Raw genomic sequence first — 14,069 nt, forward strand, 5'->3', positions numbered from 1 at the left:
CCCGCGTACGCTTGCCCGCGTGAATGCCACCGACCGCACCCCCGCCGACCTGCTGCGATCCGCGCTCTCCGCGGACCCGGCGCGCCCCTTGGTGACCTTCTACGACGACGCGACGGGCGAACGGGTCGAATTGTCCGTGGCCACCTTCGCCAATTGGGTGGCCAAGACCGCCAACCTGCTCCAGGGCGAGCTGTCCGCCGAGCCCGGCGAGCGGGTCGCGCTGCTGCTGCCCGCGCACTGGCAGACGGCGGTGTGGCTGCTCGCCTGCTCCTCGGTGGGCGTCGTCGCGGATGTCGGGGGCGACCCGGCCGCCGCGGACCACGTCGTCGCGGGCCCCGGACAGTTCGAGGCCGGGCTCGCCTGTTCCGGTGAGCGCGTCGCCCTCTCGCTCGCGCCGCTCGGCCGCCGCTTCCCGACACCGCCCGCGGGGTACGCCGACTACGCCGTGGAGGTGCCGAGCCAGGGCGACCGGTTCGCGCCGTACGCGCCCGTCGATCCGGAGGAGCGGGCGCTGGTCGTCGCCGGGGCCGCCTACACGGGCGCGGAGGTCGTGGAGCAGGCCCGTGCCGACGCTCCCGGGCTGGATCTGACGGGACCGGGATCCCGCATCCTGTCGGCGCTCTCGTACGACACGTGGGAAGGCCTGTCCTCCGGCCTGTACGCGCCGCTCGCCACCGGCGGATCAGTGGTCCTGTGCCGCCATCTCGACCGGCTGGGGGACGACTCGGTCGCCCAGCGGATCGAGAGCGAGCGCGTGACGGCGACGGCCCGCTAGCCGGACACCGACCGGCCGCGCGTCGGACGGGGCGGGCAGGGGCCGTACGGCCCGTGCGGGCAGGGGCCGGGCCGTGCGGATGGCCCGTGCGGGGCCTGCTCCGCGGGTCGGCGCGTCCCCCGTTCGGCCCATCACCGGCCCCCCTCACCAGCCACTTCGGGACATGGTCGTAGGAGCAGCCAGACACGCTCGTACGCCATGAGGGGTGGTGGTTCCGACGTGACCGACACCGCAGGCCCGTCCTCCGGGCGCCGGGAAGGGCCGGGACTGGGAGCGTCGCCCACCGGGGCCGGGGTCATACGCCGGCGGCGCCGCTGGCTGCGCTATACGGCGACCGGGGTGGCCGTGGTGGTCCTCGGCGCCGTGGGGGTCGGCTGGGCCGCGTACGAGAAGCTGAACGGGAACATCACGGCCGACAACGACGCGGCCGCCGAGCTCGCCCGGTACGAGAAGGAACGGCCCACCGCGCTGGTGCGCGACGCGCAGAACATCCTGCTGATCGGATCGGACTCGCGCTCCGGGGCCGGGAACAAGAAGTACGGACGGGACTCCGGGACCGAGCGGTCCGACACCACGATCCTGCTCCATCTCTCCGCGAACCGGCGGAGCGCGACCGCCATGTCACTGCCCCGCGACCTGATGGTGGACGTGCCGAGCTGCCGGCGCCCCGACGGCACCCGCACCGAGCCCATGTTCGCGATGTTCAACTACGCCTTCCAGGTGGGTGGTTCGGCCTGCACGATCCGTACCGTCGAGAAGCTCACGAACATCCGCGTCGACCACCACATGGTGGTGGACTTCCACGGCTTCAAGGACATGGTCGACGCCGTGGACGGAGTCGAGGTGTGCCTGAGCGAGCCCATCGACGACAAGGCGGCGAAGCTGCGGCTGCCCGCGGGCAAGGTCGTGCTCAACGGCGAGCAGTCCCTCGGCTATGTCCGTGCCCGCAAGAGCATCGGCGACGGCAGCGACACCGACCGCATGGACCGGCAGCAGCGATTCCTCGGCGCGCTCGTCAACAAGGTGCGCAGCAACGACGTCCTGCTCAACCCGGCGAAGCTGTATCCGGTGCTGGACGCGGCCACTTCGTCGCTGACCACCGACCCGGGGCTCGCGAGCCTGCGCGGCCTGTACGACCTGGTGCGCGGCATGCGCGACATTCCCACCGAAAGCGTGCAGTTCCTGACGGTGCCCCGGACGTCCTATGTCCTCAACGCCAACCGCGACCAACTCGTGGAGCCCGAAGCGGCCCGGCTCTTCGCGCGGCTGCGCGCCGACGAGCCGGTGGCGGTCGCGAAAGAACCGCCCCAGAAGCTCGCCCAAGGTCAGTCGCCGCTTTCCGCAAGCCCGTACGGGAACTCCCCCCACGACTACGAAGAGGAGTCGTCCGGCAACGGAAAGTCGAGGGCAATAGGGCCCGTCCTACTCTCCGGGACACCCGATCCGGCACCGACTTTCCGGGGTAACACGGCGGCCGAGGACGCCTGCGGGTAAAGCGCACACCAAGGTGGGGAACAGCTGAGCTAAGAGTCTCCGAGAAATGGGGCGGATTGCCCAGTTGTAGGGACGTTGAATTTGTCACGGTCGTCGCTCGACGCTGAACTGGGCGGATAGTGTGAGCGATCCGGTGCACCCGGCCACGAGGTTCGTCCTGGGGGTCGCGCACTGTTTGACCGAGACCCGAGCGCCTTTTGAGGGGGAAAGGCGCCGCGTGGCCCCGACGGAGGATTCAGACAACCGTGGACGCGCAAGGCCGTGGGCGGGCGGACAACATCGATCCCGCAGACCAGTGGGTGCTCAACCCGAACACCGGTGAATACGAACTGCGACTGACCCCTTCCGGAGCGCAGTCGGGAGTGCCGCGACCGCGGAGGGCCACACCCTCCGCAGCGGCACGCACCCGAACCGCACCCGCCAGGGATCGCGCGACACCGGGCCGGGACCGTAACGCGCCGGGGCGTGACCGTGACGCGCCCGGAACCGATGTTCCGGGACCGCGCAGACGCCGCGGTGAACCGCCGGAGCCCCTTCCGGGGCGGCGGCGTGGGCGTTCCGGGCCGCCCAAGAAGTCGAAGGCGAAGAAGATAGTGCTCTGGACCGGCGGCACCATGGCGCTGGTGCTGGTGGCCGTGTCGGGCGCCGCCTACGCCTATCTCAAACACCTCGAGGGCAACGTCCAGACCGAGGACGTCGGCGATTCGGCCAAGGACGGCTTCAGCAAGGACGAGGCCTTCAACCTCCTCATCATCGGTACCGACAAGCGCACCGGTGCGGGCAACGAGGGCTACGGCGACAAGAACAGCGTCGGGCACGCCGACACGAACATCCTGCTGCACGTCTCCAAGGACCGCACGAACGCGACCGCGATGAGCATCCCGCGCGACCTCATCGTCGACGTCCCCGACTGCAAGGCGAAGCAGGAGGACGGCTCCGAGAAGCTCATCAGGGGTACGGACAACGTCCGCTTCAACACGAGCCTCGGCCAGGCGGGCCGGAACCCCGGCTGCACGATGGACACGGTCAAGGCGGTCACCGGCATCACCGTCGACCACTTCATGATGGCCGACTTCAACGCCGTCAAGACGCTGACCAGCGCGGTGGGCGGTGTCGAGGTCTGTGTCGCCAAGGACGTCAACGACCCCGACTCGCACCTCAAGCTCTCCGCCGGCGAGCACACCCTCGAGGGCGAGCAGGCCCTCGCGTTCGTGCGCACCCGGCACAGCTTCGGCAACCATGGCGACCTCGACCGCATCAAGGTGCAGCAGCAGTTCCTGGGCTCCCTGATGCGCAAGATGAGTTCGGGCAACACCCTCACCAGCCCCACCAAGCTGTACAAGCTGGCAGAGGCAGCCACCAAGGCACTGACCGTGGACACCGGCATCGGCAAGGTCAACACGCTCAAGGACATGGCCATGGAGCTGAAGAAGGTGCCGACGAAGAACATCACCTTCACCACGGTTCCGGTGATCGACAACCCGGCCGAGAAGACGCCCGTCACGGTCGTGGTCAGCCCGACGGCGTCCCAGCCGGTCTTCGACGCCATCAAGAACGACGTCTCCTTCACCGCCGTGAAGCAGAAGGCGAAGAAGGAGAAGGCCGCGGTGGCCGCCCGCCTCAAGGGCTCCCGCTCCGACGCGTCCGACATCCGCGTCGACATCTACAACGGCGGCGCCGCCGCCGGCTCCGCACAGGAGACTCTTAACTGGTTGCAGAATGATGAGGGCGTGCTCAAGTCCAGCCAGCTCGGAAACGCCGACGAAACCCTCGGCAAGACGACGCTGGAGTACTCTCCCGACCAGGCCGACCAGGCACGCAAGCTGGCGGATCTGATGGGGTTGCCCGCTTCGGCGATGAAGCCCGGCGAGAGCGAGAAGAACTCACAGGGGCTGCCCGCGATCGTGCTGACCCTGGGCAAGGACTTCAAGGGCGCCGGAGTGTCACTGACCACTCCGACGAAGGCGCCCGACGTGGACAAGTCCACGGCGGACAAATCGGTGTGCGCCAAGTGATGACCTGACGGGTCTGTCGAGCGTCCTACAGGGCGCGAGAAGCGTACGGCCGGGCGCGAAAGCGTCCGGCCGACGTACGACGGACCCGTTTGTCAGGCGCAGGGTGGGGAGGGGCTGGGGAGATGGCGCAAAGCAGTGTGCGTGGGGAGGGAGCACGACCACGTGTCCCGCGGGCCGGCGAACTGGGCTGGGACGACAGCATGTACGAGGAGGGCGGGGAGCCCGTCCGGACAGCTGACGGAGGTCCCGCCCGGCTCGACGGCGAGTCAGACGGCGAGAACGTTCGCCCGTCCGACGACACGACGCCCACCGGTCCGCAGGGGCAGCGCCGGCACGGCGGGGGCGGCGGCGGAAGACGGCACGGGGGCGGCGGCCGTCCCCGGCGCAGACGTCGAATACTGCGCTGGTCGGCGATGGTGCTCGCGCTCCTGATACTCGGCACGGCCGGCGCCGGCTATCTCTACTACCGGCATCTGAACGCCAACATCAAGAAGGACGACCTGAACATCGGCGACGCGAAGGACCGCGCCGCCAAGTCGAAACCGAACGCGGCGGGCCAGACCCCGCTGAACATTCTGCTGATCGGTTCGGACGCCCGGAACTCCACCGCGAACCAGAAGCTCGGGGGCGCGAAGGACACGTTCGACGGGCCGGCCCGCGCGGACGTCCAGATGCTGCTGCACCTGTCGGCGGACCGCTCCAACATGTCGGTCGTGAGCATGCCGCGCGACACGCTGCTGGACATACCCAAGTGCACCGATCCCGACACCGGGACGGCGTACGCCGCGAGCACGATCCCCGTGATCACGAACGACTCGCTGCGCCGCGGCGGCCCCGGCTGCACGGTCGCCACCTGGGAGAAGCTGACCGACATCCACATCGACCACTTCATCATGGTCGACTTCGCGGGCGTGGTGTCGATGGCCGACGCGATCGGCGGCGTCCCCGTCTGTGTGGACGCCAACATCTACTCGCACACCTCCACCGGCCACGGCTCCGGGCTGAAGCTCGAGAAGGGCACGACGTCCATCAAGGGCAAGCAGGCCCTGCAGTGGCTGCGGACGCGGTACGGCTTCGAGGACGGCAGCGACATCGGCCGGACCAGGGCCCAGCACCAGTACATGAACTCGATGGTGAAGCAGCTGCGCGACAACGCCACGCTGAGCAACCCGGGCAAGCTGAAGAGCCTCGCGGAGACGGCCACCGAGGCACTGACCGTCGACGACGGCCTGGGCACGGTGACCAAGCTCTACGACCTGAGCAAAGAGCTGAAGAAGGTCCCCTCGAAGCGCATCAACATGATGACCATGCCGTGGGTGTACTCCGCCGACGGCAACCGGGTGCTCCCCAAGGCCAAGGCCGCGGACAATGTCTGGCGGCTGATGCGCGAGGACGTCGCGCTGGACGGCAAGGGCAAGAAGAAGGCCACCGAGAGGACGTCGTCGGACCCGGCCGCCGCGGACGACAAGATCGCGGTGCAGGTGCAGAACGGCACCCGCACCAGCACGCTGGCGCCGGTGTCCGGACGCGCCAACGCGGTGACCGAACTGCTCGTCGGCAAGGGCTTCACGGCGTCGAAGGCCGACCTGGCGGTGGCGACCGCCGACGACACCACGGTGATCCGCTACCCGAGCGACGATCTGGAGGGTGACGCCCTGCGCGTCGCCAAGTCCCTCGGGATTCCGACGAGCGCGGTGGAGAAGTCGGTGAACGTCTCCGGCGTCACGCTCGTCGTCGGCGCCGACTGGCGGGACGGCACGACGTACAAGGCACCGTCGGACGACGACTCGAAGCCGTCCGCCGAGGAGCTGGACGCCGGCAAGTGCATGAAGGTCGACCCGGACTACACCTGGTCGTAGGACCGACGGCAAAAAAGCAGTTGGGCCCCTCTCGAAGCCGAGAGGGGCCCAACTCATGTACGGGTCGGCCGGGTTGCAGCCGACGGCGGCCTCGTCCGAGCCGGGTGGGCTCAGTCGGCGGTGAGGACCGCGGGACGCCGGGACGCGATGACCTTCCTGGCCAGCGCCTTCGGGCTGGTGAGGAAGCCCCAGCCCCACGACATGTGCATCGTCGCGAGGGCCACGGGGATCTGGAGGCGGGCCTTCGGCGGCAGCCCCTTGCCGGCGGGCAGCGAGCCCAGCCCGATGGCCGCGAGATAGCCGGCCGGGACGACGAAGCCCCACGGGGTCAGCGCCGCGCCGACGACCACGCCCGCCACGATCGCGCAGACGGCGGTCGGCGGGGCGAGGTAGCGCAGGTTGATGGAGCCCTCGTGGTAGCGGGCGACGACATGCCGCCAGCGGCCGTAGTCCTTGTACTGCTTGGCGAGAGCCTTGACGGACGGCCGCGGCCGGTAGGACACCCTCAGCTCGGGCGAGAACCAGATGAGCCCGCCCGCCTCCCGGATCCGGAAGTTCAGCTCCCAGTCCTGGGCACGGATGAACTCCTCGTTGTAGCCGCCCTGCCGCTCCAGGGCCTCGCGCCGGAAGACCCCGAGATACACGGTCTCGGCCGGGGCCGCGTCGCCGCCCGTGTGGAAGGCCGCGTTGCCCACACCGATCTTCGACGTCATGGCGGCGGCCACGGCGTGCTCCCAGTCGTTCTCGCCCTCGGCGTGCATGAGGCCGCCGACATTCTGCGCGCCGGTCTCCTCCAGGAGCCGTACGGCGGTGGCGATGTAGTTCGGGGAGAGGATGCCGTGCCCGTCGACGCGTACGACGACGGGGTGCCGGGACGCCTTGATCGCGGCGTTCAGGGCCGCGGGCGTGCGGCCGGTCGGGTTCGGCACGGTGTGGACCCGCGGGTCCTCGCGGACGAGTTCGGCGGCGATCTCGTCCGTCCGGTCCGTTGAGGGACCGATGGCGATCACGACCTCCATCTCGCCGTCGTACCGCTGCGCCAGGATCGCTTGGACGGCCCCGCGCAGATGCCGCTCCTCGTTGAGGACGGGCATGATCACAGAAACGGCGGGGGACCGCACGTCAGACTTCTCGCTCATCGGACGTCACGTTACCGCGAACGGGGGACACCGGCGCGCGCCGCCCGGCGTAAGAACCGGGCCGCAGATCGTATGGGCCTACCGTGCTCACGGATCCCCACGCCAGCGGAACGCGGCCCCGGCCGGCCTCGCGGAACGCATCCCTCCCCCGTCCAGCCTCGCGGAGGTGTCCCCCTTGCCCACGCCGCCCCGCTCCCCCGTCCGCCCTCAGCGCCCCCCGCGGCCGTCTCCCGGACGGCGCCCCGGCCGGCGGCCCGACGGACGCCTCGCACGCCCCGTACGGCGCAAGAAGCCCCGCTGGGCCATGCGGGTGGTGACCACCATCTCCGTGGTGGTCCTCGCCTCGGCGGGCATCGGACACGCGGTGGTGACCAGCCTGGACGCGGACATCGCCCGGGTCGACCCCTTCAAGGACATGAAGAACCGGCCCCAGGCGGGCAACGGCATGAACGTGCTGCTGGTCGGCACCGATGGCCGGGACAAGATCACCGAGGCGGAGCGGCGGAAGTACCGGCTCGGCGGCGCGCCCTGCCACTGCACCGACACGGTCATGATCGTGCACATCTCGGAGGACCGGGAGCGCGCCAGCATCGTCAGCCTGCCGCGCGACTCGTACGCCGAGACGCCCGAGCACACCGACGCGGTCACCGGCAGACGGCACGGCCCCCACCCCCTCAAACTGAACGCGGCGTACGCGGAGGGCGGCCCGAACCTGACCGTGCGGACCGTCGAGAACATGACCCACGTGAAGATCGACCACTATCTGGAGGTCGACTTCACGAGCTTCATGAAGACGGTGGACGTGCTCGGCGGCGTCCGCATCTGCACCGCACAGCCGCTCAAGGACAGCTACACCGGCCTCGACCTGGCGGCGGGCTCGCATCTGCTGGGCGGCGGACAGGCCCTTCAGTACGTACGGTCCCGGCACGCCGACGGCTCCTCCGACCTCGGCAGGATGCAGCGCCAGCAGCGCTTCCTGGCGGCGCTCGTCGAACACGCCACCTCGTCCGGGGTGCTGCTGAACCCGATGAAGTTCCGCGACGTGACACGGGCGGTGCTGGGCTCGGTGCGGGCCGACAAGGGCTTCGGCACGGACGAACTGCTGGATCTGGGCCGGGCGATGCGGAACTTCTCCCCGTCCTCGTCCGAGTTCACGACCGTGCCGATCGGGCAGATGGGATACGTCGTCAAGGGCATCGGCTCGACCCTGAAGTGGGACGACACGAAGGCCAGGAACCTCTTCCGGGCCCTGCGCGACGACAAGCCGCTCGCCGAGCGCCGGGCCCCGCGGCCCCAGGCCGTCCGGGTCGCGGTGGCCCCGCAGCAGATCCGGGTCCAGGTCGAGAACGGGACCGCCACGACGGGCCTCGGCAAGCGGGTCGACAGCGCGCTCGCCGCCACCGGGTTCCGGACGACGGGCCGGCCCACAACGGCCAAGGACCACGCGGTCCGGCGCACCGTCGTCGCGTACGACCCCCGCTGGGACCGCTCCGCGAAGTCCCTCGCGACCGCGCTGCCCGGTTCCGAACTGCGCGCCGTTCCCGGACAGGGCCCGCTGCTGAAGGTGATCGCCGGCGCGGACTTCAAGCGGGTCGCACGGGTACGGGCGGAGGACCAGCATCAGGGAGAGTTCGGGGTGGTGACGGGAGACCAGGTGGTGTGTCCGTGACCACGGGCGCCCGACCCGGGCCTCCCGGCCCCTGACCCCCCGCCCCTCCACCGTGTCCGACCGGGCAGGTCCTAGTCGTCGAGGCCTTCCGCCGCGCGCTTCTCGCGGAGCTCCATGATCGCGCGGCGGCGGGCCAGGCGGTGGGTGCGGCGGATCTGCGCCTCCTGGTAGCGGCGCTCGTCGCGCTCGGTCTCGGCGATGACCTGCGGGACCCGGCGGGGCTTGCCGTCGGCGTCGACGGCGGCGAAGACGAGATAGGCGGAGCCGACCTGCTGGGGCGGTGTGGACTCGTTCCAGCGCTCGGCGAGGACCCGGACACCGACCTCCATCGAGGTGCGGCCGGTCCAGTTGACCTGGGCCTTCACATGGACCAGGTCGCCCACGCGGACGGGTTCCAGGAAGGCCATCTCGTCCATCGAGGCGGTGACCGCGGGCCCGCCGGAGTGCCGCCCGGCCACCGCTCCCGCCGCGTCGTCGACGAGCTTCATGATCACTCCACCGTGCACCGAGCCCAGAAGGTTCGTGTCGTTGTGGGTCATGATGTGGCTGAGGGTGGTCCGGGACGCGGAGGTCGGCTTGCCCGGAATGTCGTTTTCCGGGTTGGGGGCCTGGTCTGTCATGTCCTCCACCTTATGCCGGGCACGCGCCGGTCTCTTTGCATCAGCTCTGCAACAGGCGTGACCCAGATCTCCCTGCTCTCTTGTAAGACACATGGTGAAGAGCTGCACACTGGTCGGCATGAACGATTGGCCCGACGGGTGGTCCGACGACAACCGCAGCAACCGCTACGGACGCGGCAGCGCAGGCGCACAGCCTGAGAGCGCCCGCGTCATGCGCCAGGTCCGCCGCGGACCGGCACCCGCACCGGGCCAGGACGCGCCTCCGTACGGCGGCGGGGTGCCCCGGCAGCCGTCCTACGTCGACGGTCAGGGCCACGACGACGGCTACGACAACGGGTACGACTCCGGCTACAACACGGGCCATGTGTACGGGACCCCGGGCGGGCCCGGCGGTCCGCAGGGCCCCGGCGACGGCGGCGCGTACCCGCGGCGTCCCGCGCCGAACTGGCGGCGCCGGATCAAGTGGACCGCGATCACCCTGGTCACCGCGCTGGTCGTGGTCTCCGTCGGCACGTACTTCTGGGCGGACTCCAAGCTCCACCGTGACGTTGATCTCTCCAAGGTCATAGACCGGCCGGAGACCGGCGAGGGCACGAACTATCTGATCGTCGGTTCCGACAGCCGCGCCGGCATGTCCGCCGAGGAGAAGAAGAAGCTGCACACCGGCTCCGCCGAGGGCAAGCGCACCGACTCGATGATGATCCTGCACACCGGGAGCAACGGCTCGACGCTGGTCTCGCTGCCCCGTGACTCCGACGTCGAGATCCCCACCTTCAAGGGCTCCGAATCCGGCAAGACGTACCAGGGCACCGGCAAGCACCTGAAGCTGAACGCCGCTTACGCCATGGACGGGCCCGAGCTGCTCGTGCGCACCATCGAGGCCAACACCGGCCTGCACATCGACCACTACGTGGAGATCGGCTTCGGCGGGTTCGCGAGCATCGTCGACGCGGTCGGCGGTGTCGAGATGACCCTCGACAAGGGCTTCAAGGACAAGTACTCGGGCGCCGACTTCAAGGCGGGCAAGCAGACGCTGAACGGCGAGCAGGCCCTCGCCTTCGTCCGTACCCGGCACGCCTTCGCCGCCTCCGACCTGGAGCGCACCAAGAACCAGCAGAAGTTCCTGGCCGCCCTGGCCCACCAGGTCGCGACCCCGTCGACCGTCCTGAACCCGTTCAAGCTCTACCCGACGATGGGCGCGGGCCTCGACTCGCTGGTCGTCGACAAGGACATGAGCCTGTGGGACCTGGCCGACATGTTCTGGGCGATGAAGGGCGTCACCGGTGGCGACGGCAAGTCCATGAACATGCCGATCTCCGGCTCCTCCGGCGGCAACCTCGTCTGGGACAAGGCGAAGGTGAAGCAGCTGGTGGACGAGCTCAAGAACGACGAGAAGGTCACGGTGTCGGGCAACTGAGCACCACCGTGTCCCCCGTCTCGACCGGACGGCCCTTCGACGCCGTGCTCTGCGACGTCGACAACGTGATCCGGATCTACGACCCCTCGCCCCTGGCGGCCCTGGAACGGGCCGCCGGGCTGGCCGAGGGCACCACCATGAAGGTGGCCTTCGCGCCGGAGACGGCGCTTCCGCTGGTACTCGGCCGGATCACGCCCGACCAGTGGGCGCGGTCGACAGCGCGCTCCCTCACCGGGCTCGTGTCCGGGGCGACGGCCCTGGAACTGGGTACCGCGCTGGCCCGGTCCCCGTTCCACGCCGACGAGGACGTGGTCGCGCTGCTGCGGCGGGCCCGTGCCCGGATGCCCCTCGTCCTCGTCACCAACGCGTCCGTCCAGCTGGAGCGGGACCTGGCGGCGCTGGGCCTCACCGGCCTCGCCGACCATGTCGTCAGCAGCGCCCGCGTGGGCCTCGCCAAGCCCGACCGCCGCATCTACGACCTCGCCGTCGCCCGCGCCGGCGTCCCCGCCGACCGGTGTCTGTTCGTCGACGACACCTGGGAGAACGTCGAGACGGCCACCGCGCTGGGCATGCGCACCGTGCACTACCGGGAGGCCGGGGATCTGCGGCGGGCACTGCGGGGGCTGTGAGGACCGGGGCGGTCATGACCGCCCCGACCCCCGCCCTCGGCCCCGCCTCCGGCCTCCGTTCCTGTTGTCGACGGGTCAGTTGCGGAGGGTGATGCGCCCCCTGGTGCGGGGGCCGTCGAACTTGGAGCGGTCGACGACGGGCTTCGGAGCGGGTTCCGCGGCCATGAGGCGGATGGTGTCGCGGCCCGCCAGGGCGGTGCTCCACTGGGCCAGGTGGGGACGCGTGCCACGCGGGCCGGACGCCTGCTGCCACAGGGCTCGGACCGCTTCGGCCCGCCGGTCGTCGAGTACACCGGTCAGCGGTTGCAGGGGCTTGCCGGGGGCCACGTACGCGTCCTGACTCAGGACACGGCCGACCACCAGGGCCACCTTGTAGCGGTCGCTGTCCACCGTGACGGTGCCGGGGGCGGCCAGCGGGTCGTGCCAGTCGGGGGTGTCCGCCTGTTCCAGGACCGGAGGCCTGCCGGCCAGGCGTACGCCGTCGCAGTCCAGGAGATACGGGCCCGGTGCGGGCCGGACGGTCCACAGCACGTTCGCCTGGGACACGTCACCGACCACCAGCCCCAGGCTGTGCAGCCACTGGAAGAGCCCGACGACGGCGACCACCAGCGCGTACCGCTCGGCGGGCGACGGCTGGGCGACGGTCTGCCAGGCCGACTTGGGAGCCCGGAGCAGATAGGACAGGTCGGTCAGCCGGGCCTCGCCGCGCGCGGTGCGCCAGGTCATGGAGTCCGGCGCGCGGTTCATCAGGAAGCCCGTCGTCCTTGCGCCGTCCATGACCCGGCACAGCGGCCACGCCGTCTCCCGGTCCAGCCGGTCCCGGTCGGCGGGGGCGAGCCCCTGCCGCAGGGCGACGAGCGCCGCGAGTTCCCCGCCGACGGCCTTCCCCGGCTCGCGGTAGCTCTTGTACAGCAGCCCGCCCGGACCGATGACGTCGTACACCTCGCCCTGACCGCCGTCACCGACACGCACCCCGAGGGTGAGCGAGCCGAGGGACACGTCCGCGCCGTCGGCGGGGCTCACGGGGCGGCCTCCCACAGGACGACGGCGGTGCGGTCGTCGTCGTACGACTTCACGCGGTACTGCAGCTGCCACAGGAAGTCGGCCGGTGCCGGCGCGGTGCCGTTCCCCCACCCGGACCCCAGGAAGTCCCGCATCCCGGCGTCCCCCGCGAGGGGCGTGGACAGGCCGTCCGTGCACAGCACGAGTACGTCGCCGGGCAGGGCCGGGGCGAGCAACCGGGCGCGGGCGCGGTGCCCGTGCGGCAGGGCGGCCGTGCGGGTGTCGATCATTCCGTCGCCGTCGTGCTCGGGGTCCGTGAGGGACAGGTTCCACGCGCCGTCGCGCAGCAGCGCCGTGCCGCCGTCACCGACGGCCAGGAAGCCGCGGGTACGGACGCGTAGGTCGAGCGGGACGAGCAGGGCGCGCAGGGTGGTGGCGTACGCGGCGGGGTCGTCGCCGTGCTCGCGGGCGCGGTGCGCGAGGAGGGTCGCGACCCGGCCCACGGCGGTGTCCGCCAGCACGGCGAAACGGGGCTGATCGCCCGAGCGCAGGGCTTCGGAGAGTTCCGCGGACAGGCTGTCCAGCTCGATCGCGGCCAGCCGGCAGGCCTCCTGGGAGCCGACGTGCGAACGGGCCGCCGACCCCACGCCGTCCGCCACCGCGAGCAGCAGCAACCCTTCGGCGCCGGGCGCCCCGAGCCGCACCACGGCCAGGGAGTCCTGGCGCGGCTCGCCCTGATAGCGGTGCGAGTCGCCGCGCACGGACGCCGCCCGCACCGTCAGGGCGCCGTACCCGGCACCGTCCACCACCATGTCGGGCGTCAGCGCGGCGGTCGGGTCCTGCCGGACCGAGGGCAGTTCCAGGGGCTCGGGCGCGTACAGCGGGGGCTTGGGACCGGAGTGGAACGGCGCCCCGAGCGTCGGGAGGGTCATGACGCGCGCGGCGGGCTTCTCGGGGGCGGGCCCGGTTACGGATCCCGACCCGGGCCCGGGCGCCGGCGGAGTCGGTTCGTACGACGAGGGCGGTGGTGCCTTCTCGAACCGGGGCCGGGGCGGCTGCTGGGCGAGGCCGGGCAGTGGCCCCGACGGCGTCGGTTCGTACGACGAGGGCGGTGGCGATTGCCAGGTCGGCCCGGTGGGCGGTGTCGCGGACGGCTCGGGCGCGGTGACGGCCGTGTCGGGCTCCGGCTGGTCGGTGAAGACCTGGTGGGCGCTCTGCCAGGTCGCGTCCAGCGGGTCGGGCTCCCGCGCGTCCGGCCAGCGGAGATCCGGCTGCCGGGCATCCGCCCGACCTGCATCGGGTCGGCCCGCATCGGACCGACCTGCATCGGGTCGGCCCCCGTCCGGCCTGCCCGCCCGGGCCCGGCCCCCGTCCGGCTCCCACTGGGCCTGCTCCCGCGGGCTGGTCCGGGACGGTCCGGCGGAGTTCATGTCGTTCCCCATCGGTGCGA

The 14,069-nt window shown here is 71.0% G+C and carries 11 protein-coding genes; 7 read left to right on the plus strand and 4 right to left on the minus strand.

Annotated elements, in window-relative coordinates; genetic code table 11:
• Window positions 1–19: 19 nt before the first annotated feature.
• The 4 genes from OG788_RS19550 (at window position 20) to OG788_RS19565 (ending at window position 6,143) form a co-directional block, all read left to right on the plus strand.
• Complete coding sequence (locus OG788_RS19550) at window positions 20–775, plus strand: TIGR03089 family protein (protein WP_351550652.1); 756 nt, start codon at window positions 20–22, stop codon at window positions 773–775.
• Between the two features lie 219 nt (window positions 776–994).
• Window positions 995–2,269, plus strand: coding sequence for an LCP family protein (locus OG788_RS19555; RefSeq protein ID WP_406372373.1), 1,275 nt, complete (start codon window positions 995–997; stop codon window positions 2,267–2,269).
• A gap of 245 nt (window positions 2,270–2,514) precedes the next feature.
• Window positions 2,515–4,284 carry an LCP family protein gene (locus tag OG788_RS19560; protein WP_406372374.1) on the plus strand — a complete coding sequence of 590 codons (1,770 nt, stop codon included), beginning with the start codon at window positions 2,515–2,517 and terminating at the stop codon, window positions 4,282–4,284.
• A gap of 122 nt (window positions 4,285–4,406) precedes the next feature.
• Window positions 4,407–6,143, plus strand: coding sequence for an LCP family protein (locus tag OG788_RS19565; RefSeq protein ID WP_406372376.1), 1,737 nt, complete (start codon window positions 4,407–4,409; stop codon window positions 6,141–6,143).
• 110 nt (window positions 6,144–6,253) lie between these two features.
• Here OG788_RS19565 and OG788_RS19570 read toward each other — a convergent pair whose 3' ends face one another.
• Complete coding sequence (locus OG788_RS19570) at window positions 6,254–7,282, minus strand: glycosyltransferase family 2 protein (RefSeq protein WP_406372378.1); 1,029 nt, start codon at window positions 7,280–7,282, stop codon at window positions 6,254–6,256.
• A 304-nt stretch (window positions 7,283–7,586) separates the two neighbouring features.
• On the opposite strand from OG788_RS19570, the gene OG788_RS19575 reads away from it, so the two are divergent.
• Window positions 7,587–8,951, plus strand: a complete 1,365-nt coding sequence (locus tag OG788_RS19575; protein ID WP_406372380.1) for an LCP family protein — start codon at window positions 7,587–7,589, stop codon at window positions 8,949–8,951.
• Between the two features lie 71 nt (window positions 8,952–9,022).
• Here OG788_RS19575 and OG788_RS19580 read toward each other — a convergent pair whose 3' ends face one another.
• Window positions 9,023–9,571, minus strand: coding sequence for an acyl-CoA thioesterase (locus OG788_RS19580; protein WP_356752764.1), 549 nt, complete (start codon window positions 9,569–9,571; stop codon window positions 9,023–9,025).
• A 118-nt stretch (window positions 9,572–9,689) separates the two neighbouring features.
• Here OG788_RS19580 and OG788_RS19585 point away from each other — a divergent pair, with 118 nt between their 5' ends.
• Together OG788_RS19585 and OG788_RS19590 are read left to right on the plus strand one after the other, a co-directional pair.
• Complete coding sequence (locus OG788_RS19585) at window positions 9,690–10,988, plus strand: LCP family protein (protein WP_406372382.1); 1,299 nt, start codon at window positions 9,690–9,692, stop codon at window positions 10,986–10,988.
• An 8-nt stretch (window positions 10,989–10,996) separates the two neighbouring features.
• Window positions 10,997–11,617 (plus strand): HAD family hydrolase, encoded by a 621-nt coding sequence (locus OG788_RS19590; RefSeq protein ID WP_406372383.1) that lies wholly within the window; start codon window positions 10,997–10,999, stop codon window positions 11,615–11,617.
• A 75-nt stretch (window positions 11,618–11,692) separates the two neighbouring features.
• Here the strand turns inward: OG788_RS19590 and OG788_RS19595 are convergent, their stop codons facing one another.
• Window positions 11,693–12,640 carry a hypothetical protein gene (locus OG788_RS19595; RefSeq protein ID WP_406372385.1) on the minus strand — a complete coding sequence of 316 codons (948 nt, stop codon included), beginning with the start codon at window positions 12,638–12,640 and terminating at the stop codon, window positions 11,693–11,695.
• Window positions 12,637–14,061: a protein phosphatase 2C domain-containing protein gene (locus OG788_RS19600; RefSeq protein WP_406372387.1), complete on the minus strand. Its 1,425-nt coding sequence runs from the start codon at window positions 14,059–14,061 to the stop codon at window positions 12,637–12,639. Before OG788_RS19600 ends, OG788_RS19595 begins: the two co-directional genes overlap by 4 nt.
• Between the last annotated feature and the right edge of the window lie 8 nt (window positions 14,062–14,069).

Source organism: Streptomyces sp. NBC_00647 (assembly GCF_045207245.1).
In the GTDB taxonomy this organism is placed as follows: domain Bacteria; phylum Actinomycetota; class Actinomycetes; order Streptomycetales; family Streptomycetaceae; genus Streptomyces.

Excerpts from the sequence above, each read along its gene's own strand:
- OG788_RS19575 (WP_406372380.1), top strand. The coding sequence starts at position 7,587 with ATGCGGGTGGTGACCACCATCTCCGTGGTGGTCCTCGCCTCGGCGGGC.
- OG788_RS19565 (WP_406372376.1), top strand. The coding sequence starts at position 4,407 with ATGGCGCAAAGCAGTGTGCGTGGGGAGGGAGCACGACCACGTGTCCCG.
- OG788_RS19585 (WP_406372382.1), top strand. The coding sequence starts at position 9,690 with ATGAACGATTGGCCCGACGGGTGGTCCGACGACAACCGCAGCAACCGC.
- OG788_RS19600 (WP_406372387.1), bottom strand. The coding sequence starts at position 14,061 with ATGGGGAACGACATGAACTCCGCCGGACCGTCCCGGACCAGCCCGCGG.
- OG788_RS19570 (WP_406372378.1), bottom strand. The coding sequence starts at position 7,282 with ATGAGCGAGAAGTCTGACGTGCGGTCCCCCGCCGTTTCTGTGATCATG.
- OG788_RS19580 (WP_356752764.1), bottom strand. The coding sequence starts at position 9,571 with ATGACAGACCAGGCCCCCAACCCGGAAAACGACATTCCGGGCAAGCCG.